At 50.7% G+C, this 26,290-nt stretch carries 26 protein-coding genes and 2 pseudogenes; 15 read left to right on the top strand and 13 right to left on the bottom strand.

The genetic code is table 11. The features are described from left to right. Nucleotides 1–422 precede the first annotated feature (422 nt). The 9 genes from E1919_RS19225 (at nt 423) to E1919_RS19185 (ending at nt 8,922) form a co-directional block, all read left to right on the top strand. Nucleotides 423–668, top strand: a complete 246-nt coding sequence (locus E1919_RS19225) for a hypothetical protein (protein WP_162055045.1) — start codon at nt 423–425, stop codon at nt 666–668. A 22-nt stretch (nt 669–690) separates the two neighbouring features. Then, nucleotides 691–1,383, top strand: coding sequence for a hypothetical protein (locus E1919_RS19220; RefSeq protein ID WP_162055044.1), 693 nt, complete (start codon nt 691–693; stop codon nt 1,381–1,383). Between the two features lie 4 nt (nt 1,384–1,387). Further along, nucleotides 1,388–1,699, top strand: coding sequence for a hypothetical protein (locus tag E1919_RS19215; protein WP_162055043.1), 312 nt, complete (start codon nt 1,388–1,390; stop codon nt 1,697–1,699). Next, a complete protein-coding gene (locus tag E1919_RS19210) occupies nt 1,699–1,923 on the top strand; it encodes a hypothetical protein (protein WP_162055042.1) in 225 nt (74 codons plus the stop codon). The genes E1919_RS19215 and E1919_RS19210 overlap by 1 nt, the downstream gene beginning before the upstream one ends. Further along, nucleotides 1,892–2,302 carry a hypothetical protein gene (locus E1919_RS19205; protein ID WP_162055041.1) on the top strand — a complete coding sequence of 137 codons (411 nt, stop codon included), beginning with the start codon at nt 1,892–1,894 and terminating at the stop codon, nt 2,300–2,302. Before E1919_RS19210 ends, E1919_RS19205 begins: the two co-directional genes overlap by 32 nt. Before the next feature lie 11 nt (nt 2,303–2,313). Beyond that, nucleotides 2,314–2,877: a hypothetical protein gene (locus E1919_RS19200; RefSeq protein WP_162055040.1), complete on the top strand. Its 564-nt coding sequence runs from the start codon at nt 2,314–2,316 to the stop codon at nt 2,875–2,877. Continuing rightward, nucleotides 2,849–4,129, top strand: coding sequence for a PBSX family phage terminase large subunit (locus tag E1919_RS19195; RefSeq protein WP_162055039.1), 1,281 nt, complete (start codon nt 2,849–2,851; stop codon nt 4,127–4,129). The genes E1919_RS19200 and E1919_RS19195 overlap by 29 nt, the downstream gene beginning before the upstream one ends. Nucleotides 4,130–4,314: 185 nt before the next feature. Then, nucleotides 4,315–8,493 carry a hypothetical protein gene (locus E1919_RS19190; RefSeq protein WP_162055038.1) on the top strand — a complete coding sequence of 1,393 codons (4,179 nt, stop codon included), beginning with the start codon at nt 4,315–4,317 and terminating at the stop codon, nt 8,491–8,493. Nucleotides 8,494–8,538: 45 nt separating this feature from the next. After that, nucleotides 8,539–8,922, top strand: coding sequence for a hypothetical protein (locus E1919_RS19185; protein ID WP_162055037.1), 384 nt, complete (start codon nt 8,539–8,541; stop codon nt 8,920–8,922). Nucleotides 8,923–8,995: 73 nt separating this feature from the next. Here the strand turns inward: E1919_RS19185 and E1919_RS19180 are convergent, their stop codons facing one another. After that, nucleotides 8,996–9,856, bottom strand: coding sequence for a hypothetical protein (locus tag E1919_RS19180; protein ID WP_162055036.1), 861 nt, complete (start codon nt 9,854–9,856; stop codon nt 8,996–8,998). Nucleotides 9,857–9,915: 59 nt separating this feature from the next. Continuing rightward, nucleotides 9,916–10,215: a hypothetical protein gene (locus tag E1919_RS19175; RefSeq protein ID WP_162055035.1), complete on the bottom strand. Its 300-nt coding sequence runs from the start codon at nt 10,213–10,215 to the stop codon at nt 9,916–9,918. Between the two features lie 209 nt (nt 10,216–10,424). Between E1919_RS19175 and E1919_RS19170 the strand changes: the two genes are divergently transcribed. Then, a complete protein-coding gene (locus tag E1919_RS19170) occupies nt 10,425–10,808 on the top strand; it encodes a hypothetical protein (RefSeq protein WP_162055034.1) in 384 nt (127 codons plus the stop codon). Between the two features lie 53 nt (nt 10,809–10,861). Here E1919_RS19170 and E1919_RS19165 read toward each other — a convergent pair whose 3' ends face one another. Continuing rightward, nucleotides 10,862–11,203 carry a hypothetical protein gene (locus E1919_RS19165; RefSeq protein WP_162055033.1) on the bottom strand — a complete coding sequence of 114 codons (342 nt, stop codon included), beginning with the start codon at nt 11,201–11,203 and terminating at the stop codon, nt 10,862–10,864. Nucleotides 11,204–11,706: 503 nt separating this feature from the next. On the opposite strand from E1919_RS19165, the pseudogene E1919_RS28115 reads away from it, so the two are divergent. Continuing rightward, a pseudogene (locus tag E1919_RS28115) lies at nt 11,707–11,820 on the top strand (hypothetical protein); the annotation flags it as partial. Here the strand turns inward: E1919_RS28115 and E1919_RS19160 are convergent. After that, nucleotides 11,767–12,516: an IS3 family transposase gene (locus E1919_RS19160; RefSeq protein WP_237144653.1), complete on the bottom strand. Its 750-nt coding sequence runs from the start codon at nt 12,514–12,516 to the stop codon at nt 11,767–11,769. The pseudogene E1919_RS28115 and the gene E1919_RS19160 sit on opposite strands and share 54 nt — an antisense overlap. Before the next feature lie 172 nt (nt 12,517–12,688). Then, nucleotides 12,689–12,949, bottom strand: a complete 261-nt coding sequence (locus tag E1919_RS19155) for a transposase (protein WP_162055032.1) — start codon at nt 12,947–12,949, stop codon at nt 12,689–12,691. A 148-nt stretch (nt 12,950–13,097) separates the two neighbouring features. Between E1919_RS19155 and E1919_RS19150 the strand changes: the two genes are divergently transcribed. Further along, complete coding sequence (locus E1919_RS19150) at nt 13,098–13,805, top strand: transposase (protein WP_162055031.1); 708 nt, start codon at nt 13,098–13,100, stop codon at nt 13,803–13,805. 44 nt (nt 13,806–13,849) lie between these two features. Here E1919_RS19150 and E1919_RS19145 read toward each other — a convergent pair. Next, a pseudogene (locus E1919_RS19145) lies at nt 13,850–14,116 on the bottom strand (transposase); the annotation flags it as partial. On the opposite strand from E1919_RS19145, the gene E1919_RS19140 reads away from it, so the two are divergent. After that, on the top strand, nt 14,115–14,711 hold the full coding sequence (locus E1919_RS19140; protein WP_317168245.1) for a putative sugar O-methyltransferase: 597 nt from the start codon (nt 14,115–14,117) through the stop codon (nt 14,709–14,711). The pseudogene E1919_RS19145 and the gene E1919_RS19140 overlap by 2 nt on opposite strands. 62 nt (nt 14,712–14,773) lie before the next feature. Here the strand turns inward: E1919_RS19140 and E1919_RS19135 are convergent, their stop codons facing one another. Further along, a complete protein-coding gene (locus E1919_RS19135; RefSeq protein ID WP_162055028.1) occupies nt 14,774–15,676 on the bottom strand; it encodes a magnesium transporter CorA family protein in 903 nt (300 codons plus the stop codon). Between the two features lie 92 nt (nt 15,677–15,768). Then, nucleotides 15,769–17,031, bottom strand: coding sequence for a DUF819 family protein (locus tag E1919_RS19130; RefSeq protein ID WP_162055027.1), 1,263 nt, complete (start codon nt 17,029–17,031; stop codon nt 15,769–15,771). Nucleotides 17,032–17,389: 358 nt separating this feature from the next. Here E1919_RS19130 and E1919_RS19125 point away from each other — a divergent pair, with 358 nt between their 5' ends. Beyond that, on the top strand, nt 17,390–18,817 hold the full coding sequence (locus E1919_RS19125) for an APC family permease (RefSeq protein WP_162055026.1): 1,428 nt from the start codon (nt 17,390–17,392) through the stop codon (nt 18,815–18,817). 178 nt (nt 18,818–18,995) lie between these two features. Here the strand turns inward: E1919_RS19125 and E1919_RS19120 are convergent, their stop codons facing one another. The 4 genes from E1919_RS19120 to E1919_RS19105 all read right to left on the bottom strand — a co-directional run bounded on the left by E1919_RS19120 (nt 18,996) and on the right by E1919_RS19105 (nt 25,073). After that, the gene (locus E1919_RS19120) at nt 18,996–20,936 is read right to left on the bottom strand and encodes a KUP/HAK/KT family potassium transporter (RefSeq protein WP_262888737.1); all 1,941 of its coding nucleotides are present in this window, start codon (nt 20,934–20,936) and stop codon (nt 18,996–18,998) included. A 244-nt stretch (nt 20,937–21,180) separates the two neighbouring features. Beyond that, nucleotides 21,181–21,711, bottom strand: a complete 531-nt coding sequence (locus tag E1919_RS19115) for a hypothetical protein (protein ID WP_162055025.1) — start codon at nt 21,709–21,711, stop codon at nt 21,181–21,183. A gap of 93 nt (nt 21,712–21,804) precedes the next feature. After that, the gene (locus E1919_RS19110; RefSeq protein ID WP_202915941.1) at nt 21,805–23,436 is read right to left on the bottom strand and encodes a sodium/sugar symporter; all 1,632 of its coding nucleotides are present in this window, start codon (nt 23,434–23,436) and stop codon (nt 21,805–21,807) included. A 143-nt stretch (nt 23,437–23,579) separates the two neighbouring features. Continuing rightward, complete coding sequence (locus E1919_RS19105; RefSeq protein ID WP_162055024.1) at nt 23,580–25,073, bottom strand: amino acid permease; 1,494 nt, start codon at nt 25,071–25,073, stop codon at nt 23,580–23,582. 114 nt (nt 25,074–25,187) lie between these two features. Between E1919_RS19105 and E1919_RS19100 the strand changes: the two genes are divergently transcribed. Continuing rightward, nucleotides 25,188–25,535 carry a hypothetical protein gene (locus E1919_RS19100; protein WP_162055023.1) on the top strand — a complete coding sequence of 116 codons (348 nt, stop codon included), beginning with the start codon at nt 25,188–25,190 and terminating at the stop codon, nt 25,533–25,535. Between the two features lie 90 nt (nt 25,536–25,625). Here the strand turns inward: E1919_RS19100 and E1919_RS19095 are convergent, their stop codons facing one another. Further along, nucleotides 25,626–26,279, bottom strand: coding sequence for a DedA family protein (locus E1919_RS19095; RefSeq protein WP_162055022.1), 654 nt, complete (start codon nt 26,277–26,279; stop codon nt 25,626–25,628). Nucleotides 26,280–26,290: the final 11 nt, after the last annotated feature.

Here is a 26,290-nt window from a genome sequence, read left to right as displayed (position 1 = left end):
TCTTAAATAATCATGAAGAAAAAGTTGTAACAGACACTATGTTGCTTAACAGTTGCATTTATCTTGATAGCACTACTGCAGCAGATCTACAGCCAGCACAAGCATCAAGGGTTTTCCCTAGAGATATTTACTGACAAAGGTTATGCTAACTGTATAGTGAAAAGCCTCCGGAATGGGGGCTTTTTTTATGTCCGGTCCTGAGTGATCCCAGTAGGATTCGAAAGTGATCCCAGTAAAATAGTTATAAGAGGCTGAAAAAATAAAGTGCTATACACTAGGAAATTAAGCCCGTAACTATTTGTTATTGTCGAATAATATTTATATATTTAAGGATTAGAATATAGAGCGCTTTCAACCCCCTTCCTTTCCGCTCTTAGTTCAGGTTCAGAACAAATAGTTACTGCAAGCAAAAAGCCACACTCATGCACATCTCAATCATAAGACTGTCAGATAATGTCGGATTTTTCCAGGCGTATCTCGAAAGCGTAGCCTCTAAGAAGCATAAGACCAAAGAGCAGACCTATGAAGCCACTGAGGAGCTGCGAATAAACCATTTCGGGTTCAGGAAATTCAGCAACTACGATTCTTTCAAGACTGCATTGTGCCGCTACCGGAAGGATAAAAAAAATTTGCCCCATCCCGTAACACAGGCTAAACGTGCTTTTTAAACAACAAATCAATCATAACAGAATGGAAGAGAAAGAACCACAAAAGCGGCTTCTCATTAAAGAAGACCTGCAGCCCCTCGCCTCATTTAACAGGGCTATCAAAGCAGTATTTGAGAAAATCAAAACAGCGGAATCAGCATACAACGCCTTAGGTCAAGGTAGCTTTGATGATACTGTATTAAAGAGCATTGTCTCCGGTGGCATTGAGCGTATCTATACCAAGTACATGGCCGATGCTAAGGCTACAGTAGATAAGCTAGGAATCCCAAATCCGGCCATAAAGCAGAACATGCTAGCAGGTACGGGGGAACTGTTCAACCCCTTCCGGAAGGCGGTGTATGAACTGAATAACCTAACCTTTAAGCCTGGGATTGATGGCACAGATAGTCCCTTTCCTCTGGATCTCATCTCCTATGTAGATGGTGAGCCTGTATTAGCGGCAGATGCAGAAGAAAGTTTTCGAGAAGCATATTGCAGAACATACATTTCAACCCCGGAAGAGTTCGCTGTTTATGATAGTTTCCAGAAGGTAGCAGATGCAATGAATGAATTTTTACCGCTACTGAGAAAAGCACAGGTATCGGTTAGCTCCTACAACCTTATAGAGTTCAACCAGCTGTTCCATAAAACCGAGGAGGCTACTGTCTCTTTCAGGCCTGATTTAGTGAAATGGTTAGCGCAGAAAATGAAGAACCCTAACCCTTATAACCTCTAACCGCATGGAACATAATGAACAACTGCCTCAGTGGGCACAGGACCTGATAGAAACTATCCAGGAGAGCAAAGGTCCAACGATTGAACAGAAGATAGCTGCAGGCCTCTCAGACATCCCCAAAGAAGTTTATAAAGACAAGCCCCTCCCTACCTCACATGATGGTATAGATGCATGGTGCGAAGAGGTCCGGAAAGCTTTTAATGTTTCTGTAGATAGTCTGCTAGACAACCTCATGCCGGAGTACCGGGATTATAAAGTAGAGACAAAATCACCGGAACAGAAACAGATTGATGACCTCCTAGACAGAATCATGTAATGAACTCTGAAGAGCAGGTAAGAAAGAAAGCCCCTGCAGTCTGGGCACTACCCATCATCTCCCAAATGAGGCCGGCCAAAGCCACGGCAGAAGCGGCCAGAATTCATGAATCCCCCGAAACCAGAGAGGCTATAGAACAGGCCCAACTCGAAGACCTGAAGTATTTAAACACCCTCAAAGAAACTCCCAAAGATGAACATACACCAGACAGCACAGCAGCGTAAGAAAGAAATAGAACTGCTCCAGATGAGAACGGAGTTAATTAAGTGGAAGGTAGAAGAGCACTTTAAGCGCCATACAGTCGCAGCACCAACCCAATCCCTCCTGAACGACCTTGCAGAGCAGTACGCTTTGCTTACCTCCAGGCTTGCCAGTGCCCTGGGAGATAGTGGCCATGCAGTGACCCCAACAAACGAGGAGCTGACAGCCTACAATAATGATTTATGGGAGCAATTCTACACCTACCAACGTGAGCAGCTGAAGATGGCAGTAACACTTACAAATCTCTTTAAAGACGTGGAGAAGCTGAAGAAAAAGACCAGGGCACCCCGAAAAAAGAAAGATTCAGGAGATGGTGCAGAGCCTTCCATAATTACACTATAGAGAGTTACAGAATGGGCGCAGCAAGAAAGCCGAACATAGTTGAGAGAGACCGCAATATAGTTGCAGAATACTATATTAAGGGCTATTCCACGCGCTCTATTGCTAAGCTTATTGGTGAGACAGTGGGTAACGGGTATACTGTTACTCACAACACCGTTTCTAAGGACATTAGAGCGCTTCTGAAGCAGTGGAGCGCCGACCGGATAAACGACATCGACCAACGCAAAACCATTGAACTGGAGAAGCTGGATAAGCTAGAAAGAACCTATTGGGAGGCATGGGAGAAATCAGCTAGAGACCACAAAAAGAAATCTATCAAAGTATCTGGCAAAGCGAAAACACCAAAGGAAAAACTCTACAGAGAAATCACAGAAGCCGAAATAGTGGCTTATGGTAACCCCTCTTTCCTCTCTGGTATACAGTGGTGCATTGATAAACGCTGCAAGATATTGGGCATAGATGCACCGGCTCAGATGGACCTTACCAGCAAGGGGCAACCCATCAAACGCATAGCTTCTATCAAGATATTCCACGCTAATAAAGAAGATGCAGGAAGCACAGGAGCCGGAGATTGAACTGCAGGCCACGCAGGTATTTGAGCAGCTGTATGAGGCCTATTCCTCTAACCTCTACAGAGTATTTGTCCTGGAGGGAGGTTCCCGTTCCTCAAAGACATTCTCCATTATTCAGTTTTGGCTTACCTATGCACAGGAGCAGTATGACCTCGACCCCGGCAGAGTTAGAAGGGTTGCCATAGGACGCTTAAAAGCTACCTGGATAACTGCCACAGTGCTGTTTGATTTCATCAATGTACTGAAGCTGTACGGCCTCTATGATGACAAGTGCTTTAACAAGACGAACAAAATCTATAAGCTTTACAGCACAGAGTTCTGGTTTATCGGTCTTGATGATACTCAGAAAGTACATGGCTTTGCCTCTGATGCATTCTGGATTAATGAGGCAGTAGAATCTTACAAACCAGACTTTGACCAATTAGAACAGCGTTGCAGCGGCTTCGCAATACTTGATTACAACCCTTCAGCAGATGAACACTGGATTTATGACAATGTGTGCAAACGTCCTGATGCAAAGTACATACACAGCACAATGCTGGATAATTACTTTCTGCCTGCTAACTCCAGACGAAAGATATTGTCTTATGAGCCTACTGAAGCAAACTATGCAGCAGGTACGGCAGATAAAAACCTTTGGGAGATATACGGCCTAGGCAAGAGGGCGAAGCTGGAAGGAGTGGTTTATGAAAAGTGGGAAATTGTAAAAGAGCTACCGGCATTTGTTAAAACTCACAAAAGGAGGTTCGGCCTTGATTTCGGTTATACTAATGACGTGACAGCTGTACTTGACATTTACTGGAGTGGTAACATGGTCTGGATAGATGAGTTAGTGTATGAAACGCACCTGCTCAACACTGACATAGCAAAGAAGCTCAAAGAGCAGAAGATGCTGAATGTAAAAGGTTATGCAGACAGCGCAGAGCCTAAGAGCATTGAGGAATTACGCAAAATGAGCTTAAACATCCACCCTGTAAAGAAGGGTGCCGGTAGTGTGAAGAATGGCATAGACATCCTGAAGCGAAAGAAGATCCACGTAACGGAGCGCTCCCTGAATACTATTAAAGAGCTGAAGAACTACAAGTGGCAGCAGGACAAGAACGGCAAATGGTTAAACCAGCCTATTGATGATTGGAACCACTCCCTCGATGCATTGCGCTATGTGGCCATGATGGAAATGGATGAGGGCTACAGTGAGGAATACTTAAAGCAACAGCAAGAGAGAGCAGCTTACATCAGGCAGTTGATGCCATAGCCAATTTACCCCGGCAGATAAGCACAACGGAAAAGTACAACAAAAAAAGCCCGAAAAGCACCCCCACAGGAGCCAGTAGAGGCGGTTTCGCTTATAACTACTGTTATGTTAAATACATAGCGTGTTACAATGATTAGTACAAAAACCAACCAATAAGGGGTAATACCCAAATCACTAGATAACCTATGGCAGTAGACATCACCGGAGGCAACAGCTTAGGCTTTGTTGCTTCCATCGACACACAACAGTTCCTGGCCGAACTCGAAAAGATGGAGCAGGGACTAACCGAGTTCCTGAACAAGTCCGAGACGCAGGGGGATGAGGCGAACAAAGCTATCCTGGCGCAACGGGATGCTATCAATCAAACCATAAAGGCTTTCAAAGATGCTGAGGCAGCGGGTAAGGGAGCCTTTGACGGGGCTACACAGAGTTCTGAGGCAATGCGCAAGTCCATCATGCAGCTACAGATTCAGATGGACTCTTACCGCGCTATTGTTCAGAAGTCCACAGACCCGAAAGTCATAGCCCTTTACAATGGGGAAATGCAGAAGCTGGAGAAAACCATTCAGCAAATCGGCAACATTGGCAAGCGGGGCTTTGATGCATTGGGAAGACCAATGAAAGAGCAACTAGGGTTATTAGGCCAGTTGGAAAGAGCCGCTAAGATATACCGGCAAGGCATCTCTCAGGCTACCAATGAACAGAACCTGGCCAAGTATAACAAGCGACTGGAGGAAACGAACCGCGAGATTCAGCGCCTCTCTAACGCTGGCAAATCCGGCTTTGATAGCATGGGTGAAGCTATCAAAAAGAGTGATAGCCTCGCCGGTAACCTGAAAAGCACCTTTATAGGTATTGCCGGGGCGTTGGGCTTTGTGGGCATCATACAGTCTGCTATCGAGCTTGCAAAGGAACTCTTCAGCGTAGCAAAAGAAGCGGAAGGCGTTGAACTTGCTTTCTCCAGAATAGGCAGCGCAGCAGACCTGGAGAAGCTACGGCAGGCTACCAGGGGAACAGTGAGTGACCTGGAGCTGATGAAAAATGCTGTAAAGGCTTCCAACTTCAAGATACCTATGGATGTGTTGGGTAAAGGTCTGGCCTTTGCGCAGCAACGTGCTAAGGACACAGGGGAAGAGGTAGATTACTTGGTGCAATCTTTTGTGACAGGCTTAGGCCGTAAGTCACCTCAAATCCTGGATAACCTGGGAATCTCAATGGTAGAACTCCAGAAAGAGATTGAGAAGACCGGGGACTTTGCGCAGTCAGTGGGTAACATCATGGAGCGGGAGATGGCCAAGAGCGGGGAGGCTGTTGACACGCTCGGAGAGAAAACCGACAACATGGCCTCTACCTGGGAGAATGCAAAGAAGAGCGTTGCAGGCTTCTTCCGGCAGTTGCTTAACCCCGGTGCAATGGATGTATCTAAAGTTACCGAACTCACAGACAAGCTTGCACAGGAACTAGGTACCTCCATGGATAAGATTGATAAGCTGAACACACCACAGCTTAAAATGATTGAAATGCGCCTGAAGGCACAGCGGGATGCGCTCAAAAAGGAAGCTAAAGAGCTAGACGAGCAACTCAAAGCGGCCATCGGTAAGGCGGGTATTAATCAAAACCAGATTGCAGACATTACCCGCAGGAAAAAAGCCATAGACGAAGAGGCGAAGGCCACTCAGAACGTGCTCACCAATGTACAGAAGCAGACGGATGCATTAGTAGAACAGAAGCGTATCCGGGATGAGATTCTCTCCATTGCTGAAATGCAGGCTAAAGCAGATGCGCTTCGTGACAAGGCAATGAACATCGTCCCCTTTAGTAATGAGCAGAAAGCAGACCGCTCCAGGTTACTCAAAGAGGCAGATGAAATCCAGGCAGAGATAGACAAGATTCTGAACAAGCGCAAAAAGGAGAGCCGGGAGCAAAACGCTTATGATGAGGTGCAGGCTTACCGGGACATGATGGAGCGTATCACAGAGATTGACAGGGAGTATGGCCGCAAATCACTCTCTAAGGATGATGCCGAACTACAGGCCGTAAGGGACAAGTTTAAAAAGATTGCTTTCGACATAGAGAAGTATAACAAGGACCCTAAAAACACTCTTAAAATCAATGTGGAGGTACTGGACCCAATCAGGGACAGGGCTATTGCTGACCTACGCTATGACCAGGAAACGGAAGCACTTAAGAAATTCTTAGATGAGCAAAAGCAGCTGTATGCTGAGTATGAGGAGTATATTCAAGTTTTCGGGGAGAAGAATAGGGCATTTGGCGAAGAGGCAGCTAAAGCGAAATTTGAGGGGCAATTGGATATCGCCAAAACCTACCTGCAGCAGATACAGGATGCTCTTTCTTCTGTTCGTGCCATCCCAGCTGACCAGCTGACACCAAAACAGACGGAGCGTTACAAAGACCTGCTGAAGCGAGAGGCAGAAGAGGAAAAGCGGATCCGCAATGCGGCCTTTGATGAGAATATAAAGAACTACAAGCGGATTCTTGATGCTCACCAGACCTCTGCAGATGAGCGCCTGAGAATTGAGAAGCAGTATCAGGAAGATGTCGCCACGCTAGAAAAGAACCTCCCGGGAGAGGAGAATGCTGAGAAGCTGGAGGCACAGAAGAAGATGCTTGATGAGCGCAAAGACCTGCAGATGGAGGCCCTTAAGCACATGGCATTTCAGGAGACAGAGTTCTATAAAAAGACGATGAAGGATATTACCTTCCTGACTCGTGAGGAACTGAAAGCGAGGGTAAAAGAGCTGAAGCAGATGCTTGATGACCCGAACCTTACACCTGTAGAAAGAAAGGCGGCTCAGGATGCAGCGGGGCAAGCGCAAGGCTACCTGAATGAGACCAATAAAGCGGCTCAGGATGCTGAAGAAATAGCAGAGTACTCACAGTTAGCAGCCTCTTCTTTTGGTGAACTAGCGGCCTCCCTGAAGACTTCTAACCCGCAATTATCTGCAATGTTGCAGTCTGTCTCTGATATCGCAGGGGTGGCCGGTAACGCTGCGAGTGCATTCGCAGGATTCGCAAGCGGTAACATCGTGCAGGGTATATCCGGAGCTGTGTCTGCTGTCTCCGGTTTGATAAAGATGTTCGATTCTTCAGCCGAAAAGCAGCGCATGGCAGAGGAGGCAAGAAAACGGGCGCTAGATGCCACCACCCGCGCTATTGCGGAGATGAACCGGCAGCTAGAGCGGCAGGCTGAAATCATAGACAAGGCACTGGGCTTTGACAAAATTATAGCTTACCGCAGGCAAATAGGGATGCTGACTCAGGACCTGATGGAAATCGTCGACAAGCTTAATGACCTGAGCCTGGAAACCATGTTCACAGACCCGCGCACCGGACGCACCAGGATAACAGAGTATACCATTGAGCTTAAAAAGCTGATGGAAACTATCCAAGGGCAAACGGGCGGCAGACCGGACAGAGGCGGCAACACCACACCAGGTGAACCGGACCAGGTACTTAAATCGCTGAAAGAGGTCCTTGAGGCTAACCAGAAAGAGATTGACGGTATCTATGAGGCCCTGGCAAAAGGTGCTGTTCAGGGGGATGTGGAGCAGCTTAAAGAGTTGCTTGCAGCCTATGAGCAGTTAGAGGATCAACTGGAAGATTACAGGGCAAAGATTCAGGAGGTCGTGACAGGCTCCACCTATAGCGGCATAGTTGACTCCATTGCAGACGGATTCCGGGAGGGGTTAAGCAGTGCCGAGATATTTGCCAACAATTTTGAGGACCTGATGCGAAATGCCATTATCCAAAGTCTCAGGATGTCTGCTCTTGAAGGTCCTTTGAAAGAGTTTTACGACCAGCTGGCCGAGTACACCGAAAGCGGGGGAACGCTCGACGATGGAGAGATTGAGAAGCTCAGGGAGGTTTTCAAAAGTATCCTGGATAACGCAGAGGAGCAGTTTGAAGGCCTTAAGAAAATCACCGGACAGGGTTTCGGTTCAGCGACCGGAGGCGGCGGCAGTCAGAACTCCCTTGAAGGCGCGATTCGGGCCTCTCTAACAGAGCAGACAGGTACGGTCCTGGCAGGTGCCATTAACGGGATACGCTTGCATGTGGCAGGAATTGAGCAGATGATGCGTGTACAAACCGGCACAGACCCACAAACGGCCATCTATCAGCAACAGGCCACGGACATCCGGGACATGCACCGCTACACCATCATGAACTTCCAGGTGAGCCAACAGATTGAGGTCAACACCCGGCAGACAGTGGCAAGGCTTGTGGAAGTCGTTTCCCGGCAGGACAAGCAGCTGTCAGAGCAGATAAAACACACCAGCTCCCTTAAGTCGATTGACAGTAAAATAGGCTCAACAAACGAAATACTGAGAGCAAACGGAGGCTGATAACTCACAGGGAATTAGTAAATTACAATATATAAAATATTAGATATGACACCAGAAGAAGAAAAGAGTCAAGCAAAAGAAGCTCTACGACAGAGCATGCAGGAATACGAGATGGTAACAGCTCAATACCTGGCAGCATTAAAGTCATCAACCGATAAACTGCAGACGGATTTGTTGGATGCGATGGGACACCCTGATTTGCCCAAGGGAATAGAGCCTACACTGATAAACATAGCAGACATAATTCCCCGTCAATCCAGGCTTCATGCTCTTGCTTACCAACAATGTCACAAACTCAATGTAGAGAACATACAGCTAAAGGCAGATATCATGAGGCTTCAAAGTGCTGCTAATATTCACAGGCAAATAATCGAGCGGTATATTCTCAAGCATGGGCCGCTGACACCTGATGACATACTATCAAAATAGATTCTCTTTCTGACTCCCTGTACAGAGCCACTCCTTTGGGGTGGTTTTGCTTTTATATCCTACCTTGCCGGAATTATTGTTTGTCCTCATAATTGTATTCATAAGAGATAACAGCTTTCTGCTCATAGTTTCGGGAGTGATGGTCTGTCTCTTCGTAAACATCTACAGTGGTAATCTGGCCTTTGTCATCATAGTGATATACACGCTTCTGAAAGTTCAGTGTACCCAACGTAGAGAACTCATTCTCTGCTATCCTGTCCCCATCGTACTTGTATTCAGAAAGCTTGTAGATCACAGCTTCTGTATCACCTTTTGAAAGATATGCCACTTTGGTCACATTGTTTTTAGAATCGTATTCCCACATCTTTTTACCTCCGGCATTATCGCGAGTATAGGTAGTCTCCTCACCAATCATATTGCCTCTACCGTCATAGGTATACTCATGGATGGTGGGGTATTTATCAGCAGCGGAAGATTTAGAAACCATTTTACTTGGTTTGCCCCCTCCTGAATACTCATACTCCTGAATGTCTGTTATTCCATTTTGCCCATATATCGTGATGGTTGAAAGCCGTTCACCGGTGTAGGAGTAGACAAGCCTTCTCGTTCCGCCAAGTAAAGAACTGATTGTCTTCTCTGATATCTTCCCGTTGTTATAGGTATAACTCACAGTCCTTTCAAAGCTTCTGGAAGGATCTACTGTATGTTCCCCTCTTAACACTGTCTCAATGGTATCACCCTCCTGATTGAAAACAGTAGATTCCCAATTTCTTTTATATGAGCTTGGCTTACCGTACTCGTATACTGCCAGATAAGTATTGACGCTTTGCAGGTAAGTATCTGGGTCTGTTGTTGGCGCTGGGTCTTCAGATGTTTCACCACATCCAATAAGTAAAGACAAAAACAGAAAAGGAATAAGGTAGAGCTTTTTCATGTGTGAACGTTTATGCATAACGCCTTATACTGAATAATAGAAAGATAAGATATAATTTTTTATTTATAGAATCCTTCTCTTTCTGTCTCATTCAGCCACAACTCATATTCTTCCGGTGAGAGGTGCTCTCTCATGTAAGCAGCCATACCTACAGTATCTGTTTGTTCCCTCGTCTCCAAGTAAAAATCCATCATAGTATCTTCAATGTGTTGCAGTGAAGCGTTTGCCTGCTCCTGCTGCTCTACCATCTGGGACATACTCCACACCAGGACAACCATAAAGCTTCCATAGATGATTAGCCGGGGGATGTTCTTCCTGTAGAACTGCTGACGGGGAGTGAGTTCATCAAATGGTTTCATGTTCAATCGTTTGTCTTAATACTCTATACACTTACCCTTACTTTGCCCTGCTCTACCCTTTTATACTAATAAAGTTATATTAAATATAAATAAAGTCGTAAGTAAAGAAACTCTATAGGTAAAGCGCAAACCTTGATTCTGCGCTTTCTGCTGTGCTCAGCCCCTGCCATGCTCTTATATCAACTGTATCAATTTGGACAATTTTAGTTATGAAAGAAAATGTAGTACTCTTTGTGTTTATGATAGGCTGTCTTCTTTATTCTTGCACTGAGCAAGAGGAGGTAACCCCAATGAGCAGCTCTGTTGGGCAGGTGGTGCTAAAAGCTGAAACAGAAGCTACTGCACTTACTGGGGAGGCTTTAGACGCTGTGATGAGTCTCCCTTGTAGAAAAGCTCTTGAAGGTAAGTGTTTTCGTGGCGATGACGTTGCGCTTGACCCAACCGTAATCCGTAATGAGTTCGAAGCTGATATGTGGTGCAATCAAGCTGCGGTTGATTGTGCACCTACCGAATGTGCAGAAAGAGTCAAAGTACTGCTGGGGCTAAAACCAGCTTCCTCTACAGGCAATCCCTGCTTACCGGGGGCAGTCTAATACAAATAAGAGGGTTTCAAACAACAAAAAGCCTACTTCGAAAAGTAGGCTTTTTACTTTCTAACAACTATCACAAACTTAACCTCATAATGCGTCTTACGCTCCAGCTCCTGTACGGCCGTGGCCATGCTGCGAAGCCCTGAGCCTACACCATCCGGAGTTACTACACCTGGCGTGTGGTTATCATACTTCTGCAGGGGGATGGTATAGTTTTGGTAACCGTTGTGAACGGTCCTAACCCAATGCTTCGCCTGGATTTCTCGCAAGTGGCTGAACTCACCGGCATAGGCTATAAACTTAAATTTATCAATGCACAGCTGCTTTGCTCTTTTGAACTCCCGGTAGTCTGGGAATCCCATCAGTGCGAAGCCGGTATTCAAATCAACATACTCCATAGACTATAAGCCAACTCCTGAAACTCTTCCTTTTTAAGCTCTATATCTTCTCCATTGCGCTGGAAGCTGCACTACTTCTGGTTGCGCATGATCAGGTCTATCAGCATGGTGCAAAGATAAAGGCAAAACCTGTACTAAAGTGCATGAGTTGTGTAAGCTGCGTTACACCATACGTTACACCATTTCTTAAAAGATGCCTATGTGTAGTATATAAGCCGTTTTTGGAAGAAAATGGTTAATCCCTGCATCTCCACTAATAACTTTATCAAATAGAGCTAAAAGCCCGTAAATCATTGATTTACGGGCTTTTTTGCTTTTACACCCCTCCTTAAATGTTCAATTATTCTCTATCGTAAGGGAGCAAATTCGGGTACCCGAACGCCTATATTTTTGGGTACCCGAATTTGTTGTAACTATAAGACTTTCAGTTAGATGTACAGGTTTTGTACATCTTGTAAAGCCTTGATTAGAATATTAAATTTATTCATAAAAGGAGGAGTTGTATGGACACTAAAATCAGTATTCTTTTTTATGGCAGGAAATCAAAGACTACTAGAGATAATCTACTGCCAATATACCTGCGCGTAACAATTGGTGGGGAAAGGCTTGAAATAAGTACCCACCGATATGTATCCCCTACAAGATGGTCCGTGGAAGCAGGAAAGGTTAAGGTGGAACAAAAGGGAGTGGGACAGGGGCCTGTTCCTGATGGCCATCTGCCAGGCCGCCACGGTGGTTGCTTCCGCCTCCATTGTCTCGCTCAGCGCCCAACCCACCACTTTTCTATCGGCCAAATCCAGTACCACCGTCAGGTACAGCCAGCCTTCCCCGGTTCTGATATAGGTTAAGTCGTATACCCATTTCTCCGCCGGTCCTGCCGCTTGAAAATCCCTGGAGAGGTGGTTCTCCGCCACTGTGTATGCATGGCTGGAGTCGGTGGTCTGCATCCGGTATTTCTTGCGTATAATGCTCTTGACCTGATGCTTCTGCATCAGGCGGGCCACGCGTGGACGCGACACGTGAACTCCCTGCTCTTTGAGCTCAACAGCAATCCTGGGGGAGCCATAGCGGCGTTTGCTCTGCTCATAAACCTGTTTAATCTGCTCGACTAGTTCCTGTTCTTTGCCTGCTCTCACCCCCACCGGATGCTTGAGCCAGTAATAGTAGCCACTGGTACTTACCTGGAGCACCTTACACATCCTCTCAACGGGAAACTGGTTTCGGTGCTCTTTTACGAATCCGAATACCGCCCGTCTCCCCTGGAGAAGATGCTGATGGCCTTTTTTAACGTGAACTCGGGAATTAAACCATATATAAATAATTGATTTACAATCATTTGTACAGTTATTTGATCACTAAGTAATCGTGAGTGTCATGGCATTTGTAGACTGTATTTCCCAAAATAGAAGAATACATCAACCAATATTCATATTAAGAGCTCTGCAAGCGTAAATTTCAAAGATTAATTCTCGAGTTCACGTTGGCTTAATTCCCGAGTTCACGTTTTTTTAAGATGTCACGCTCCAACTGCGCCTCCTTCAGCTCCTTTTGCAGCCGCTTTATCTCCCTATGCTCGTCCGTAAGCCCTTCGGTGGGCCGGGCTAGTGGGCTGTCCTTTTGTCGCCACTTGCTCAACCGGCCGGGATCTATTCCCAGTTCCTCAGCTACCTCTTTTACCGAACCTCTGGCGTAGGAGAGGTCAATGGCCATCCGCTTGAAGGAGGCATCAAATTCACGTCTGTTCATAGTAGTCAAATTTAAACCTTTATTTAAATCTGCCTAAGAAAAAGCCTCCAGTAAAAGGTAGCAAGTTCACCTGGCGCCCTGGCAGCCGATGAGCCGACAGCTCTTTCTGCTGCGTAAGCTCACACGGGAACATTAGCAGGTCCAGCAGATGCGCACGGAGGTTAACAACCGCCTCCATGCCGAGTCCCACTCCATGCTGCAGGGCAAGGGCACGGTAAGAAGGCTCCGCAAGACACTCCAGCTATATGAGGCACAGTTGCAGGCCATCCAACAGGAAATAGCAGCAACTATCCAGGCAGACCCCTTACTCAGCGATAAGATAAAGAAAGTCACCACCATCAAAGGGGTGGGCCTGTTGACGGCGGTCACCATCATTGCTGAGACCAGCGGCTTTGCCCTCATCACTAATCAGAAGCAGCTCACTAGCTACGCCGGATATGACGTGGTGGAGAACCAGTCGGGAAAGCGGAATGGCAGGACGAAGATTTCCAAGCAGGGCAACAGCCACATCAGGCGGGCACTGCACATGCCGGCCTTGAACGCGGTGAGCCTGAAGGTGCCGGTCTGCCGGGAGCTTTATGAGAGGCTGACGGGGAAGGGGAAAAAGAAGATGGTTGCCTACGTGGCCGTGCAGAAGAAGCTGCTGATCCTGATGTACACCCTATGGAAGAAAGATGAGGCATGGTCAGAGGACAAATACCAGCAGCAAGCACAAGAAATAATCCAAAGCCTAGAGGCCGGAGCCTCTCTTTCAGGTGTCAGCGCAGCTGACAAAAACAAAATAGCCCCGGCTTTTGCCAAGGCTACACAAGATGAGCATCCAGCACCTGTCGGCCAGGAGCTCTCTTTCAGGTAAGGGAAAGATAAGAAAAATCTAAAAAAGATCCTTGACTTTTAAGACAGTACCTTTTTTTCGATAATCTCTTTGGCTACTTTCAAATCCAGGGCCAGTTCGGTGTACATGGCCTTGAGGCGGCGGTTCTCCTCCTCCAACTCCTTCAAGCGCTTAAGCTCGGTGGCGTCCATGCCGTTGTAGCGCTGGCGCCACTTGTAGAAGGCTGCCTGGCTCACGCCGTACTCACGGCTGATTTCTGCCGCGCTCTTGCCTGCCTCGAACTCCTTCAGGATTCTGGCGATCTGCTGAGGGGTAAATTTCTTTCTCTTCATAAATAACTGTTTAAAGTTAAAGCTTTTTCTCTACTTCAAAACAGTTCTGTTTTCAGGGGAGCTGACAGGCTCCGGCTCCGGGTTTCAGGTAGAGGTGCTGAAAAAGATGTACCCCGACCTCACCGTCCTCTGCTTTGACTTACCCGCCCCGCTCTACCTGTGTGAACATTATCTCTCCCAGGTGCTGGGAGACCACAGCATTGTTCCCTCAAGCCGGACACTGGGTGTGACCAGCCTGGAAGAGGTCGTGGAGAAGGGGAAGGTGCACCTGCTGGGGAACTGGCAGTTTCCACTGCTGAAGACCTTTCCGTTTCACCTGTTCTGGAATGCGGCAAGCTTTGGGGAAATGGAACCCGACATCGTGCAAAACTACCTGAGCTACATTCAGGACAGCTGCCGATACATTTACCTGCTGCAGGCGCGCAATGGGAAGGAAAGCACCAAAAGCTCCTGGGTGGTGACACCTATCAGGTTTAGTGATTACGAGGCGATGCTGAGCAGCTTCAGCCTTATTGAAGAATCCGATGCTTTTGACGCGCACCGCAGGATGTCTCAGAGCGGGGGGTATTTCCAGGCGGTTTGGCAAAAAGTGTAAAGTTCTGTTATCCTGATGAACAGCAATGGCTATAAAACCAAACATAGCCTGAGCCCGCCTTTCTATAGCCACCCTTTCCGTCGGAACCACTTATATATGCAGAGGGTCACCACCAGCATCACGGCAACCACCGCAGGATACCCGTACTTTTGCCCCAGCTCGGGCATGAACGCAAAGTTCATCCCGTAGACACCCGCAATGAAAGTGAGGGGCAGGAAAAAGGCGGAGAAGATGGTGAGCACCCGCATCACCTCGTTGGTTCTCTGGGAGGAAAGGGAGATATAGGTGTTTATCAGGTTGTTGGTGCCGTCGTTCACCTCCTCAAACTGCGTCTCCACATGCACGTACAGATCTTTCAGATCCTGGATTTCCGTTGGCTGAAACCCTATCTGCTGCATGTTACTCAGAATGACCTCCGACAGGCGGAGCACCCGCCGGCACACGGTGGCTTTCCGCTTCAGGTGATAGAGGCCTTTCGTGAGGGGCGGCATCTTTTGGTTCAGGAATGTCTTTTCCTCGTAATAATCCAACTCCTCGGCCAGCCGGTGCGCCGGCGTTTCATAGGTGCTGAAAACGGCTTTGATGAGCCTGATGAGCAGGTCCTGCGGTTGCTTCACTGCTCCTGTGTCGGTGTACCTTGCTTTAACCTGCTCAATCAGGTCGGAGGGGCTCCGGTGTATGGTGATGATGTATCTGCCCGAGTAGAAGATGGCAATCTTGTTTGTCAGCTCCTGGATGGTGTCGGCTTCCCCATGCGCCCCCGCATCATAGACACGGGCAATCATGAAGGCACCGTCCCCGATAACCTCGTATTTGGGCAGGTGCTCGGGCTGAAGCGAGTCTATGACAGAAGTCCGGTGCAGGCCGTACGCTTCCGCCAGTTCCTGCAGCTCCTCTTTGGTGGGGCCTTCCACGTCTATCCATTGCCAGTTGTTTCCCTCCAGCGGCACTAGTGTTCTTCTCATGGTGTGTTTAACTACAGTTTCTAAAGCAATGGAAGGCACGCTTCAAAATGAATTCAAAGCCGCATTGCAAGCATCCTCTTCACGCAGCATGTCTATGGAGCTACCGCCTGCATCATAAGGGTCGACAGGTACCCGCCGTAGGTGCCGAGCGCATAGCCCAGGATGGCGAGCAGCACCCCTACCGGGGCCAGGGCCGGATGGAAAGCCGCGGCCACGATGGGTGCTGATGCCGCCCCTCCCACATTTGCCTGGCTTCCTACTGCCAGGAAAAAGAAAGGGGCCTTGACTAGCTTGCCCACTAGCAACAGCAGCAGCATGTGAACCGTGATCCAGATAAAGCCAACCAGGAACAACCCGGGCTGGCTGACGATAGCGGTGATGTCCATCTGCATGCCAATGGTGGCCACCAGAATGTAGAGGAACACACTCCCGATCCGGGTAGCGCCCACTCCCTCTAAATTCCGTACCTTGGTAAAAGAGAGCAGCATCCCAAAGGTGGTGGCCAGCACGACCAGCCAGAAAAAGCCGGAGGTAAGGCTGAACTTATCCAGGTAAGGGGCGTGGAGTGCCACCCAGGGCGCAATCAGGTCTGAAAGAAAGTGAGAGACACCCGTTATACCCAGGCCCACGCCTACCACCGCCATCGTGTCGGCCATGTTGGGAATACGCATGATACTGAGCCGGTGCTCCTCGATCCGTTCCTTCAGCTCATTGACCGCCGTGCTGTCAGCCCGGAAGAACCTGTCCACCCGCTCACTGTTGCCTGCACCGTACAGCAGCACCGCCATCCAGATATTTGCCACAATCACATCCACGGCTATCACAGCGGAAAACAGGTTCGGGGCCGGCTTGAATACTTCGAACATAGCCAATTGGTTCGCCCCGCCTCCGATCCAGCTCCCGGCTATGGTGGATAGCCCGCGCCACACGGCATAAGGACCCTCTCCCCCTACCAGTTCAGGGGCAAAAGAAGACACCAGCAGCACTGCCAGCGGGCCGCCGATCATGATGCCGACAGTGCCTGTTATGAACATGAGGCCCGCCATCTGGCGCAGTTTCCATATCTCCTTCAGGTCCAAGCTGATGGTGAACAGCACCAGGCTGGCGGGGAGGAGGTAACGCGAAGCCATCTGGTAAAGGCCTGACTGCTCCCCTGATATGACGCCGAATGAGTTGAGCAAACTGGGAATCAGGTAGCACAGCAGCACCGAAGGCACCACGGCGTAAAATTTCCTGAAGAAGGGACGGCTGCTGGACGAGGTGCTGAAAACCAGGGCCAGAATGAGAACCAGTATGCCCAGCACAACAGCATCGTTGGTGATAAGAGGGAGTTCCTGTACGGATGTTTCTTGCATGCAAATGTTATAAAGGCGTACTACAGCCAGGAGCCCGACGAATTGAAAGTTCTTTCAACAGCAGCATTCGAACTGGCCTTATTGTTTGAATAGAGGCAATAAATAACCGGTAAATATAGGGGCTTGTGCCTAAAGAAACAGCTAGACGGAAAATAAAATAACAGGCCCACGCCAGCCTGTTTCCTACCTCCGGACCTTCCCGGATGTGCACTACCCTAACGGGAGTTATGTCAGCAACATACAGGAGATGTGACAGGCTTTATTTCTTCTGGCGTGGTTGTATGATATCACCGGATTCCGGCATACATTAGATGCTGTTTTACGCTCGCCGCAAAGCACCCAGTAAAAGAAAACCTGTATGGATAATAACAGCCAACTCAACCGCACCCTTGGCTTGCGCCTGGTCCTTGTGGTTGTCATCGGAAACATCATCGGTTCCGGTGTGTACAAAAAAGTGGCGCCTATGGCGGCGGAGCTGCATTCCCCGGGATGGGTGCTTATCTGCTGGGCGCTGGGAGGCATCATCACGCTCTTTGGCGCACTGAGTAATGCAGAGGTGGCAGGCCTTTTGGCGGACACCGGCGGGGAGTACGCTTACTACAAGAAGATATACAACCGCTTCTTCGCCTTTTTCTTCGGGTGGTCCCTTTTCACCGTTATCCAAACCGCCGCCATATCTTCCCTGGCCTATGTTTTTGCGCAGTCTCTCCACAGCATACTGCCCTTGCCGCAGCTTTTAGGCTCCCTGGCTGACGTCTCCATCGGGGGGGTGTTCTCCCCCTTCGCTGACTTCAGCGTCAAGCTGACCGCCATTCTCCTGATTGTGGTGCTGACGTGGGTGAACATGCGCGGTATTAAATCCGGGGCGGGACTCAGCACCGCTATCCTGCTACTGGTATTCACGGGCATTGGCGTTATCGTTTTCTTCGGACTCGGCAACCCGCAGGCAGAGATAGGAAGGAACTTCGAACTGGCTACCACCTCCGCTGCCCCCATAACGTTCAGCGCTGTTTTCGCTGCCATGCTGTCGGCGTTCTGGGCCTACCAGGGCTGGGCCGCCATCGGCTACGTTGGAGGGGAGATCAAGGATGCCCACCGTAACATACCCCGCGGCATCACCATCGGCGTGTTCACTGTTGTCGCCGTTTACCTGCTGGTCAACATGACGTATCTTTCCCTCCTTCCTGTAGCAGTTCTGGAACAGGTCCATCAGGCGGGGAACCAGATTGCGGCCGTGGAGGCCATCAGGAGTTTCTGGGGGTATGGTGGCGCCGTGTTTATCTCCGCCCTTATCCTGGTTACCACCCTGGGCTGCACCAACGCCACCATCCTGGCAAGTTGCCGCACCTATTTTGCCATGGCACGCGAAGGCATGTTCTTCCCGAAAGCCGCCGCGCTGAACCAGGCGCAGGCACCGGCCAACTCCCTGCTGTACCAATGTGTCTGGGCCTGCCTGCTGGTGCTCTCCGGCACGTTTGACCAGCTGACGGACATGATTATCTTCGCGGTGTTCATCTTCTACGGTGCCACCACCCTGGGTGTCTTCATCCTGAGGTGGAAGATGCCGGATGCTCACCGCCCCTACAAGGTATGGGGATATCCCATCGTGCCTGCCGTCATGGTGCTTTTCTGCGCCGCGCTGTTCTTTAACACCATTCTTGTTCGTCCGCGTGAGGCAGCGATGGGCATGGTGCTGATGCTCACCGGCATCCCGATGTACTGGTGGTTCATCAGAAAGCAGAACAAAAAGCCTGAGGCGGCACCTGATGAAAAGGTCCTTTCTTAACCCATTCTAAACAGCTTGCATCAGTTTTTCGGAGTATGCTGTTTAAGAGTCAGCCAGTACTGTTGCATATAGTATACCCCATCACTTCCTCTCAGAATTCCCCTTTCCGAAGGTATAAGGCAGCGGCAGGTCCTGAAACAGCAGGAGCAGCCTGGCTACGACCCAGCGGCTGCCACCCTTAGGAGATGCGCTTTAGCTCTGAAACCGCCACAGGCTTTATCACCAGCGGCACTTTCTCCACTTTCACCGAGCTGGTGTCAAGCCCGAACCACTTGGCCTCCGACAGGGTGAACTGCTTCATGAAGAAATACCACTCCATGATCCGCTCCTCTGCGAAGGGAAGGTCGTTTTCATAGGAGAGGAACTTCTCCAGCACCACAAAACGGAAGTCTCCGATGAAGTTGAACTTGCTCAGGGAAGCATAGCGGCTGGTGATGTCCACCTCTCCCTTCCGGACCATTTCCTCCACCACCTTGCGGAAGAAGAGGTTGATGCGCTGCTCCACCCGGAACCCAAGCCTGAAGTCAACGCGGATCACGTCATCCGGGGCAATGATGCGCACCTTGTACTCCATGGTGAAGGGCTCATCGGTGGTGTCCACATGCACAAACCAGTAGATGTCCGCCCGCTTGGGCCTTTTCTGGAAAATGGAGTAAATCACTTTTGACTCTATCTCCTTGGGACTGGCCGCCCCTGTCATGAACACCAGGTGCGTGGCATACTTGGGGATTGTCTCGTCCATGCTGAGTTCCCGGAGCGCCGGCAGGTAGCCTTTCAGGCGCACATCATCAGCCAGCCTGCGCTTGATGTGAAAGGCCCTGATCCAGATATACATCACCATGAGCAGCGCCCCCCCGATGAGCAGCGACACCCAGCCGCCATGGGGGAACTTGATCAGGTTGGCCACCAGGAACGCCCCCTCGATGAGCAGGTACAGGCCCAGGAACAAGAAAGAGGCCATCCTGGACCCCGTCTTTACCAGGAGATAGTAACTCAGCAGGATGGTGGTGGAAAGCATGGCCAGCGTAATGGCCAGCCCATAGGCCGCCTCCATGTTGGCTGACTCCCGGAAATACAGCACCACGCCGACACACCCCAGCCACAGCAGCCAGTTGATGCTGGGCACATAGAGCTGCCCTTTGTGGAGGGTGGGGTAGTTGATGCGCACCTTCGGCCACAGGTTCAGCCGCGTCGCCTCACTGATGAGCGTGAAGGAGCCGCTGATGAGCGCCTGGCTGGCGATAATGGCGGCGACAGTGGCCAGGCCGATGCCGGTGAGCAGGAACGATTTCGGCATAATCCCATAAAAAGGGTTCGTCTCCAGGTACTTCCCTTCCTGCGTCATCAGCCATGCCCCCTGCCCCAGGTAGTTCAGCACGAGTGCCGTTTTCACAAAGACCCAGCTTACGCGGATGTTGGACTTGCCGCAGTGGCCCAGGTCAGAGTAGAGCGCCTCCGCGCCCGTGGTGCAAAGAAACACAGCACCCAGTAGCCAGAAACCGCCCGGGTACTCCACCAGGAGGCTATAAGCATAATAGGGGCTCAGCGCGTACAGTATCTCCGGGTGGTGTACCAGCATGGCCGCTCCCAAAGAGCCAAGCATGGCAAACCACAGGAACATGACGGGGCCGAAGGCCTTGCCTACTATCTCGGTGCCAACGCTCTGCAGCAGGAAAATCCCGGTCAGGATGGCAATCACAATCGGCACGGTGGCTAAATCGGGATACAGAAGCCGCAGCCCCTCCACCGCCGACGAGACCGAGATAGGCGGGGTGATAATCCCGTCAGCCAATAGGGCCGCGCCACCAGCCATAGCGGGAATGATGAGCCAGGTGGCCCTGCGCCGGATGAGGGTATAAAGCGAGAAGATGCCCCCTTCCCCCCTGTTATCCGCCTGCAGGGTAAGCACCACATACTTAAAGGTGGTCTGCAAGGTCAGGGTCCAGAAAACACAGGAGATGCCCCCGAACACAAGTATCCTGCTGATAGGAGCCTCCCCGATAATGGCCTTCATCACATAAAGCGGCGAAGTGCCGATGTCACCGTAGATGATGCCAAGGGCTATGAGCAAGCCAGCAGATGTGACTGCCCTGGCTTTTGAACTAGGTATGCTACTCAAGGTTAATGTAGGTAAAGTGTAACTGATGTAAGGTAATTTTACGGTTACCTTATAGCCGTTTTAAAGTGTATAAAATGCTCTAACCTGAGGCAGGCAGTTTATAAAGCGCATAAGAACCTGCATACAGACTGAGCCAGCACCGGTCTTAACGGTATGGAACTTATCGACCCAAACCATTAAGCCCGGTGCTGAAGCAAAGTAGAAAGACCGGATTTTCATCAGGCAATACGTTTCATGCGAAAGGCTAGACGAAAGCGGCAGAGCCACCTTTGTAAGCCGTGTTGCTCCGCTGTGGTTGCGGGTTCTGCAGATGGGTGCTTACGATGTCCCTCCATTTTTCGGCGAGCAGGAGCTCCTCGTTAAGGGACATGCTCTCCTCCCGGTTATAGAATTCCACCGCTTGCTCCCGCAGCCCTGACACCTGGAACGTGAAGCGCAGTTCAATGAGGTCAATCACCCTGTTCCCTGCCACTTCCCTGTTCACGTTGTTGACCCTGCACGCTGCCACTTCTGATAAATGAAGGAGAAGCATGCCTTCCCCTTCGGCCCGCTTCTTTAGGAAAAGCAGGATGCTCTGTTCTGTGTCGATGCCGATGGCGAAGTGATGGTTCCACAGGTCATGCTGCGTTATCGTTAGCTGCTGCTGTTGCGCTATATCTAAGAAATGCTGCAGCTGTTTCTGTTTTTGCTGTTTTTGCTTTCTTTGAATGAGCATGACCGGCACCGCGAATAGTGCCAGGGAAATAAGACCTATGATAACTGAGGTAATATCCATTTTGGTTTTATAAATGTTTGAAAATATTTCTGAAGGATTCAACTCTTCATGGACAGTTTGGGTTGAGAAAGCTACCGGTTGCTTCCTTACGCTTTACCAGAACACAATGTAGAGTGCCGACAGCATGCCGCAGATGAGGATAGAGCCGGCCACAAAGCCCGCCGAGGGTTTGAACATGGACTTCTCGATGTCCAGTCCATCCGGGTTGTTCCTGCTCTTCGGGTCAAGCAGCGTCAGGAGCACCATCAGCTCCACCAGCACCAGGAAGACAATGCTCATCCTGTCCAGGAACGGGATGCTGGGAAACTGGAACTTAAGGAAAGTAGAAAGGGGGATGGTCAGCACGGCCGCTACCGTGGCTGCCAGCGCGGTGGTGGGCTTCCAGAAGAAACCCAGCAGGAAAATGGCCAGCACCCCAGGGGAGATAAAACCGGTGTACTCCTGTATGTACTGGAAGCCCTGGTCCAGGTTCCGCAGGGAGGGCGCGACCACCACACCTATCAAAGAAGCCGCCACCACGGTAACCTTACCGACAACAACCAGCCTTTCCTCTGTGGCTTTCGGGCTGAAGAACTTCTGGTAGATATCCAGGGTGAAGATGGTGGCGATGCTGTTGGCCTTGCCTGCCAGCGAAGCGACGATGGCGGCAGTCAGTGCCGCGAAAGACAGCCCCCTCAGGCCGTTTGGCAGCAGGTTCAGCAGGACAGGGTACGCGTGGTCCGGCTTTACATGTCCCAGCCCGTTGGCCATCTCCTGCTGGAAAAGACCCTTCTGGTAGAGCACATAGGCAGCGATGCCCGGCAGCACCACGATGATCGGCATCAGCATTTTCAGGAAGGCGGCAAAGAGCAGTCCACTGCGGGCAGTCCTCAGGTCAGCACCCAGGGCGCGCTGCACAATGTACTGGTTCGCCCCCCAATAACTCAGGTTCGTGATCCACAGCCCGCCCATCAGCACAGAGAGTCCGGGCAGGTCCATATACGCATCGCGCGTGCCGCCCATCCCGTCCGGGATTGTCAGCTGCCCTTCGTTGAGGATCATGTGGAAATGCGAAGAGGCTTCCCGCTTCATAACGACCAAACCATCTATAACGCCTGAACCTCCGTACTGCTCGGCCACCAGGTCCAGCGCCAGGTACGTCGTGGCAAGCCCTCCGCAGATGAGCACGAACACCTGGAAAACGTCTGTATAGCCAATCACCTTCATTCCACCCAGCGTGATGATGATGGAGAAGATGGCAAGGCCGTACACGCAATAGGTGAAGTCAATGCCGGAGATGGTCTCGATTGCCAGCGCCCCAAGGTAGAGGATGGAGGTCAGGTTCACGAACACATACACCAGCAGCCAGAACACGGCCATGATGGTACTGACTGTGGTGTTGTAGCGCTGCGAGAGGAACTGGGGCATGGTGTAAATGTTGTTCTTCAGGTAGATTGGTATGAAGAATACCGCTACCAGCACCAGCGTGAGGGCCGCCATCCACTCGTAAGCGGAGACGGCCAGCCCCATGGCAAAGCCCGAGCCGGACATGCCGATGAACTGCTCGGCCGAGATGTTGGAGGCAATAAGCGAAGCGCCTATCGCCCACCAGGTCAAAGAACCCTCTGCCAGAAAGTAATCCTTTGAGTCGGCCTCTTGAGTCTTGTGCTTTCTGTATATGTAAATGCCGTACCCGGACACGATGATAAAGTAGACCAGGAATACGAGGTAGTCTATAAGCTGCATGATCAGATTATCTTATTTTGTTTCTATGGATTTAAAAGTTTCTTTCCACCCGCCGGAAAAGGAAAGCGTATGAAATGGTCATAGCGATAGCCTTTCTCCCTTTGCCAGTTGGGAAAGGGATGTTCTATAGGTGCCAAAGGAATTTAGGCAACCACCTTCTCGCTTGGCTTGTCCTCTAAAGGTGTGGTCCGAAGCTTACTGTGCCGGCGCCCGTATAAGAAGTAAATAGCGATACCAACCGCCATCCAGATAATCAGGCGCAGCCAGGTGTCTGCGCCCAGGTTCACCATCATATACCCACAGATGAGGATGCCCAGGATGGGGATGAGCGGTACAAAAGGCGTTCTGAAGGGGCGTTGCAGATCCGGGCTTGTGCGGCGCAGCACGATAATGCCGGCACAGACAATCACAAACGCCAGCAGCGTACCGATGCTCACCAGCTCACCCAGCAGGCCAATCGGGAATATGCCGGCCACCATGGCGGCGACCACTCCTGTCAAAATAGTCGTGACATAGGGGGTGTTGTACCTGGGGTGCACCTTTCCGAAAAAGGCCGGCAAAAGGCCGTCACGGCTCATGGCATAGAAGATGCGCGGCTGCCCCATCAGCATCACCAGCACCACGGAGGCTAGGCCAGCCACGGCGCCCACCCCTGTCAGGAAGTAGAGCCACTTCAGACCGGGTCCGGCTGCCTGCAGGGCAACCAGCACCGGGTCCGGCACATTGAGTGTTTGAAAAGGCACGAGGCCCGTCAGCACCAGCGACATCAGCACATAAAGCAGCGTACAAACGCCTAAAGATGCCAGCATCCCGATGGGCATGTCGCGCTGTGGATTCTTTGCTTCCTGGGCAGCCGTGCTCACCGCGTCAAAGCCGATGTAAGAGAAGAACACGATAGCCGCGCCGGCGACCACACCCTGCCACCCGTAGCGGGTGCTTCCGTCCGAGAGTATCTCCTTCGCCGGAATAAAGGGCTCCCAGTTAGCAGAGTCCACGTACTGAAACCCGAAGCCGATGACCAGCAGGACAATGGCCACCTTCACAATAACGATGATGTTGTTGAACTTAGCAGATTCCTGGATACCCACGACCAGCAGGGCCGTCATCACCAGGATAAGCACGATGGCGGGCAGGTTGATGATGGCACCGGTAGCCTCAAAGGAAGAACCATTGTAAGCGAGCGGGGCGGAGGCGATAGCAGCAGGGATGGTGATGCCAAGGGATTTGAGCAGGCTCACGAAGTTACCGCTCCATCCCACTGCCACCGTGGCAGCCCCGAACAGGTACTCCAGAATCAGGTCCCAGCCGATAATCCAGGCAATAAACTCCCCCAGTGTGGCGTAGCCGTAGGTGTAGGCGCTGCCGGCAATCGGTATCATGGAGGCAAACTCCGCATAACACAGGCCAGCAAAAAGGCAGCCCAGGCCGGCAATCAGAAAAGATATCACAATCGCAGGGCCCGCTGCGTTGGCGGCAGCCGTGCCCGTTAAGACAAAGATGCCTGCGCCTATGATAGCCCCAACGCCCAGCATGGTCAGGTTGGAGGCCGTGAGGGTGCGCTTTAAGCCGTGCTCCCCGCTCTCGGATTCTTTGATAAGTTTTTCGACAGACTTTGTCGCAAATAGATTCTTAGACATTCTTAATTCTTTTAGAAATGACACAATGAGGTAGTACCTGCCCCGGGGCAGGCAAAACAACGGCCTTACAGGCGGCATAACCGCGGGTAAGGAAACTACCCGCAGCAGGTGCAGGTGCATCAAACAAAAGAAAGGCTAGGGGGCGTTGGGCAGTATCCGGAACTGCGCAGCGAGAGAGGCAAAGCCATGTTTGGCCTTCGCGGGCTTCGGGCCTGGGCGCCTGAAGGAACAATAGAGCAGACCGTACACCAGCAGGAGAAGCGGCAGGGCCTGGTCCGCCGAAGCGGCGGCACCCGGCGGCACCGACCGCTCCAGCCAAGCTACCGGATCACCCGCCACTTCACCCGAAAGCTGCTCAATGGAGTTACCGGAAGGAAAGCCGGGAGCGGTTGTCAGGAGCTGTTCCGCCTTGAGAAAGCCGCAGGCACACAGCAGGGCAACCCACAGCAGCAGGCTACTTAAAATGGTTCTATTTTTGCGGCTTTTCAACGGTGGTGTTTAAGAACGTGATGATGGGTTGCTAAGTCCTGGATTTCCTCTACTGACTTTATTCTAAGGTTTTTTTACCTGGTGGAGGCGCTGCCTCAGGATAGTGACGACTGGCGGCAGCAGCGACACGACGATGATGCCCAGCACGAGCAGGGAGAAGTTTCGCTTAACCGTCGGCAGGTTGCCAAACACATACCCGATCAGGATGAAGAATACCACCCACAGCAGGGCTCCCACCACGTTGAAATACAGGAAGCGGGTATAGTTCATCTTGCCCATGCCTGCTACAAAGGGAGCGAACGTGCGCACAATGGGTATAAAGCGGGCATAGATAAGGGTTCGCCCGCCGTAGCGCGCGTAGAACCTTTCCGCCTGCTGCAGGTGCGCCTGCCTCAGGAACCAGTAATCCTTGTCGTAGAGCCTGCCCCCAAGCTTGCTGCCTGTGTAGTAATTAAATGAATCCCCCAGCACGGCCGCTGTGGAAAGCAAAAACAGGAGCAGCAGCACACTCAGCCCTGAAGCCGGTATAGCTGCCAGTGCGCCTAGCGCAAAGAGCAGGGAATCCCCCGGCAGGAAAGGAGTGACAACCAGCCCCGTCTCACAGAAGATGATCAGGAAAAGGATAAAGTAGATCCAGCTCCGGTACTCCCGCAACAGGTCTACCAGGTGAACATCAACATGAAGCACAAAATCAACCAGGTGCTGGAGTAGCTCCATACAGGTAATCC

The organism is Pontibacter pamirensis, assembly GCF_010015475.1.
Lineage (GTDB): Bacteria > Bacteroidota > Bacteroidia > Cytophagales > Hymenobacteraceae > Pontibacter > Pontibacter pamirensis.
This window is presented reverse-complemented; position numbering and strand designations above follow the sequence as displayed.

What these genes read in the sequence shown, in the direction of transcription:
- E1919_RS19225 (WP_162055045.1), top strand. Translation starts at nt 423, where the DNA reads ATGCACATCTCAATCATAAGACTGTCAGATAATGTCGGATTTTTCCAG.
- E1919_RS19220 (WP_162055044.1), top strand. Translation starts at nt 691, where the DNA reads ATGGAAGAGAAAGAACCACAAAAGCGGCTTCTCATTAAAGAAGACCTG.
- E1919_RS19215 (WP_162055043.1), top strand. Translation starts at nt 1,388, where the DNA reads ATGGAACATAATGAACAACTGCCTCAGTGGGCACAGGACCTGATAGAA.
- E1919_RS19210 (WP_162055042.1), top strand. Translation starts at nt 1,699, where the DNA reads ATGAACTCTGAAGAGCAGGTAAGAAAGAAAGCCCCTGCAGTCTGGGCA.
- E1919_RS19205 (WP_162055041.1), top strand. Translation starts at nt 1,892, where the DNA reads ATGAACATACACCAGACAGCACAGCAGCGTAAGAAAGAAATAGAACTG.
- E1919_RS19200 (WP_162055040.1), top strand. Translation starts at nt 2,314, where the DNA reads ATGGGCGCAGCAAGAAAGCCGAACATAGTTGAGAGAGACCGCAATATA.
- E1919_RS19195 (WP_162055039.1), top strand. Translation starts at nt 2,849, where the DNA reads ATGCAGGAAGCACAGGAGCCGGAGATTGAACTGCAGGCCACGCAGGTA.
- E1919_RS19190 (WP_162055038.1), top strand. Translation starts at nt 4,315, where the DNA reads ATGGCAGTAGACATCACCGGAGGCAACAGCTTAGGCTTTGTTGCTTCC.
- E1919_RS19185 (WP_162055037.1), top strand. Translation starts at nt 8,539, where the DNA reads ATGACACCAGAAGAAGAAAAGAGTCAAGCAAAAGAAGCTCTACGACAG.
- E1919_RS19180 (WP_162055036.1), bottom strand. Translation starts at nt 9,856, where the DNA reads ATGAAAAAGCTCTACCTTATTCCTTTTCTGTTTTTGTCTTTACTTATT.
- E1919_RS19175 (WP_162055035.1), bottom strand. Translation starts at nt 10,215, where the DNA reads ATGAAACCATTTGATGAACTCACTCCCCGTCAGCAGTTCTACAGGAAG.
- E1919_RS19170 (WP_162055034.1), top strand. Translation starts at nt 10,425, where the DNA reads ATGAAAGAAAATGTAGTACTCTTTGTGTTTATGATAGGCTGTCTTCTT.
- E1919_RS19165 (WP_162055033.1), bottom strand. Translation starts at nt 11,203, where the DNA reads ATGGAGTATGTTGATTTGAATACCGGCTTCGCACTGATGGGATTCCCA.
- E1919_RS19155 (WP_162055032.1), bottom strand. Translation starts at nt 12,949, where the DNA reads ATGAACAGACGTGAATTTGATGCCTCCTTCAAGCGGATGGCCATTGAC.
- E1919_RS19150 (WP_162055031.1), top strand. Translation starts at nt 13,098, where the DNA reads ATGCGCACGGAGGTTAACAACCGCCTCCATGCCGAGTCCCACTCCATG.
- E1919_RS19135 (WP_162055028.1), bottom strand. Translation starts at nt 15,676, where the DNA reads ATGAGAAGAACACTAGTGCCGCTGGAGGGAAACAACTGGCAATGGATA.
- E1919_RS19130 (WP_162055027.1), bottom strand. Translation starts at nt 17,031, where the DNA reads ATGCAAGAAACATCCGTACAGGAACTCCCTCTTATCACCAACGATGCT.
- E1919_RS19125 (WP_162055026.1), top strand. Translation starts at nt 17,390, where the DNA reads ATGGATAATAACAGCCAACTCAACCGCACCCTTGGCTTGCGCCTGGTC.
- E1919_RS19115 (WP_162055025.1), bottom strand. Translation starts at nt 21,711, where the DNA reads ATGGATATTACCTCAGTTATCATAGGTCTTATTTCCCTGGCACTATTC.
- E1919_RS19110 (WP_202915941.1), bottom strand. Translation starts at nt 23,436, where the DNA reads ATGCAGCTTATAGACTACCTCGTATTCCTGGTCTACTTTATCATCGTG.
- E1919_RS19105 (WP_162055024.1), bottom strand. Translation starts at nt 25,073, where the DNA reads ATGTCTAAGAATCTATTTGCGACAAAGTCTGTCGAAAAACTTATCAAA.
- E1919_RS19095 (WP_162055022.1), bottom strand. Translation starts at nt 26,279, where the DNA reads ATGGAGCTACTCCAGCACCTGGTTGATTTTGTGCTTCATGTTGATGTT.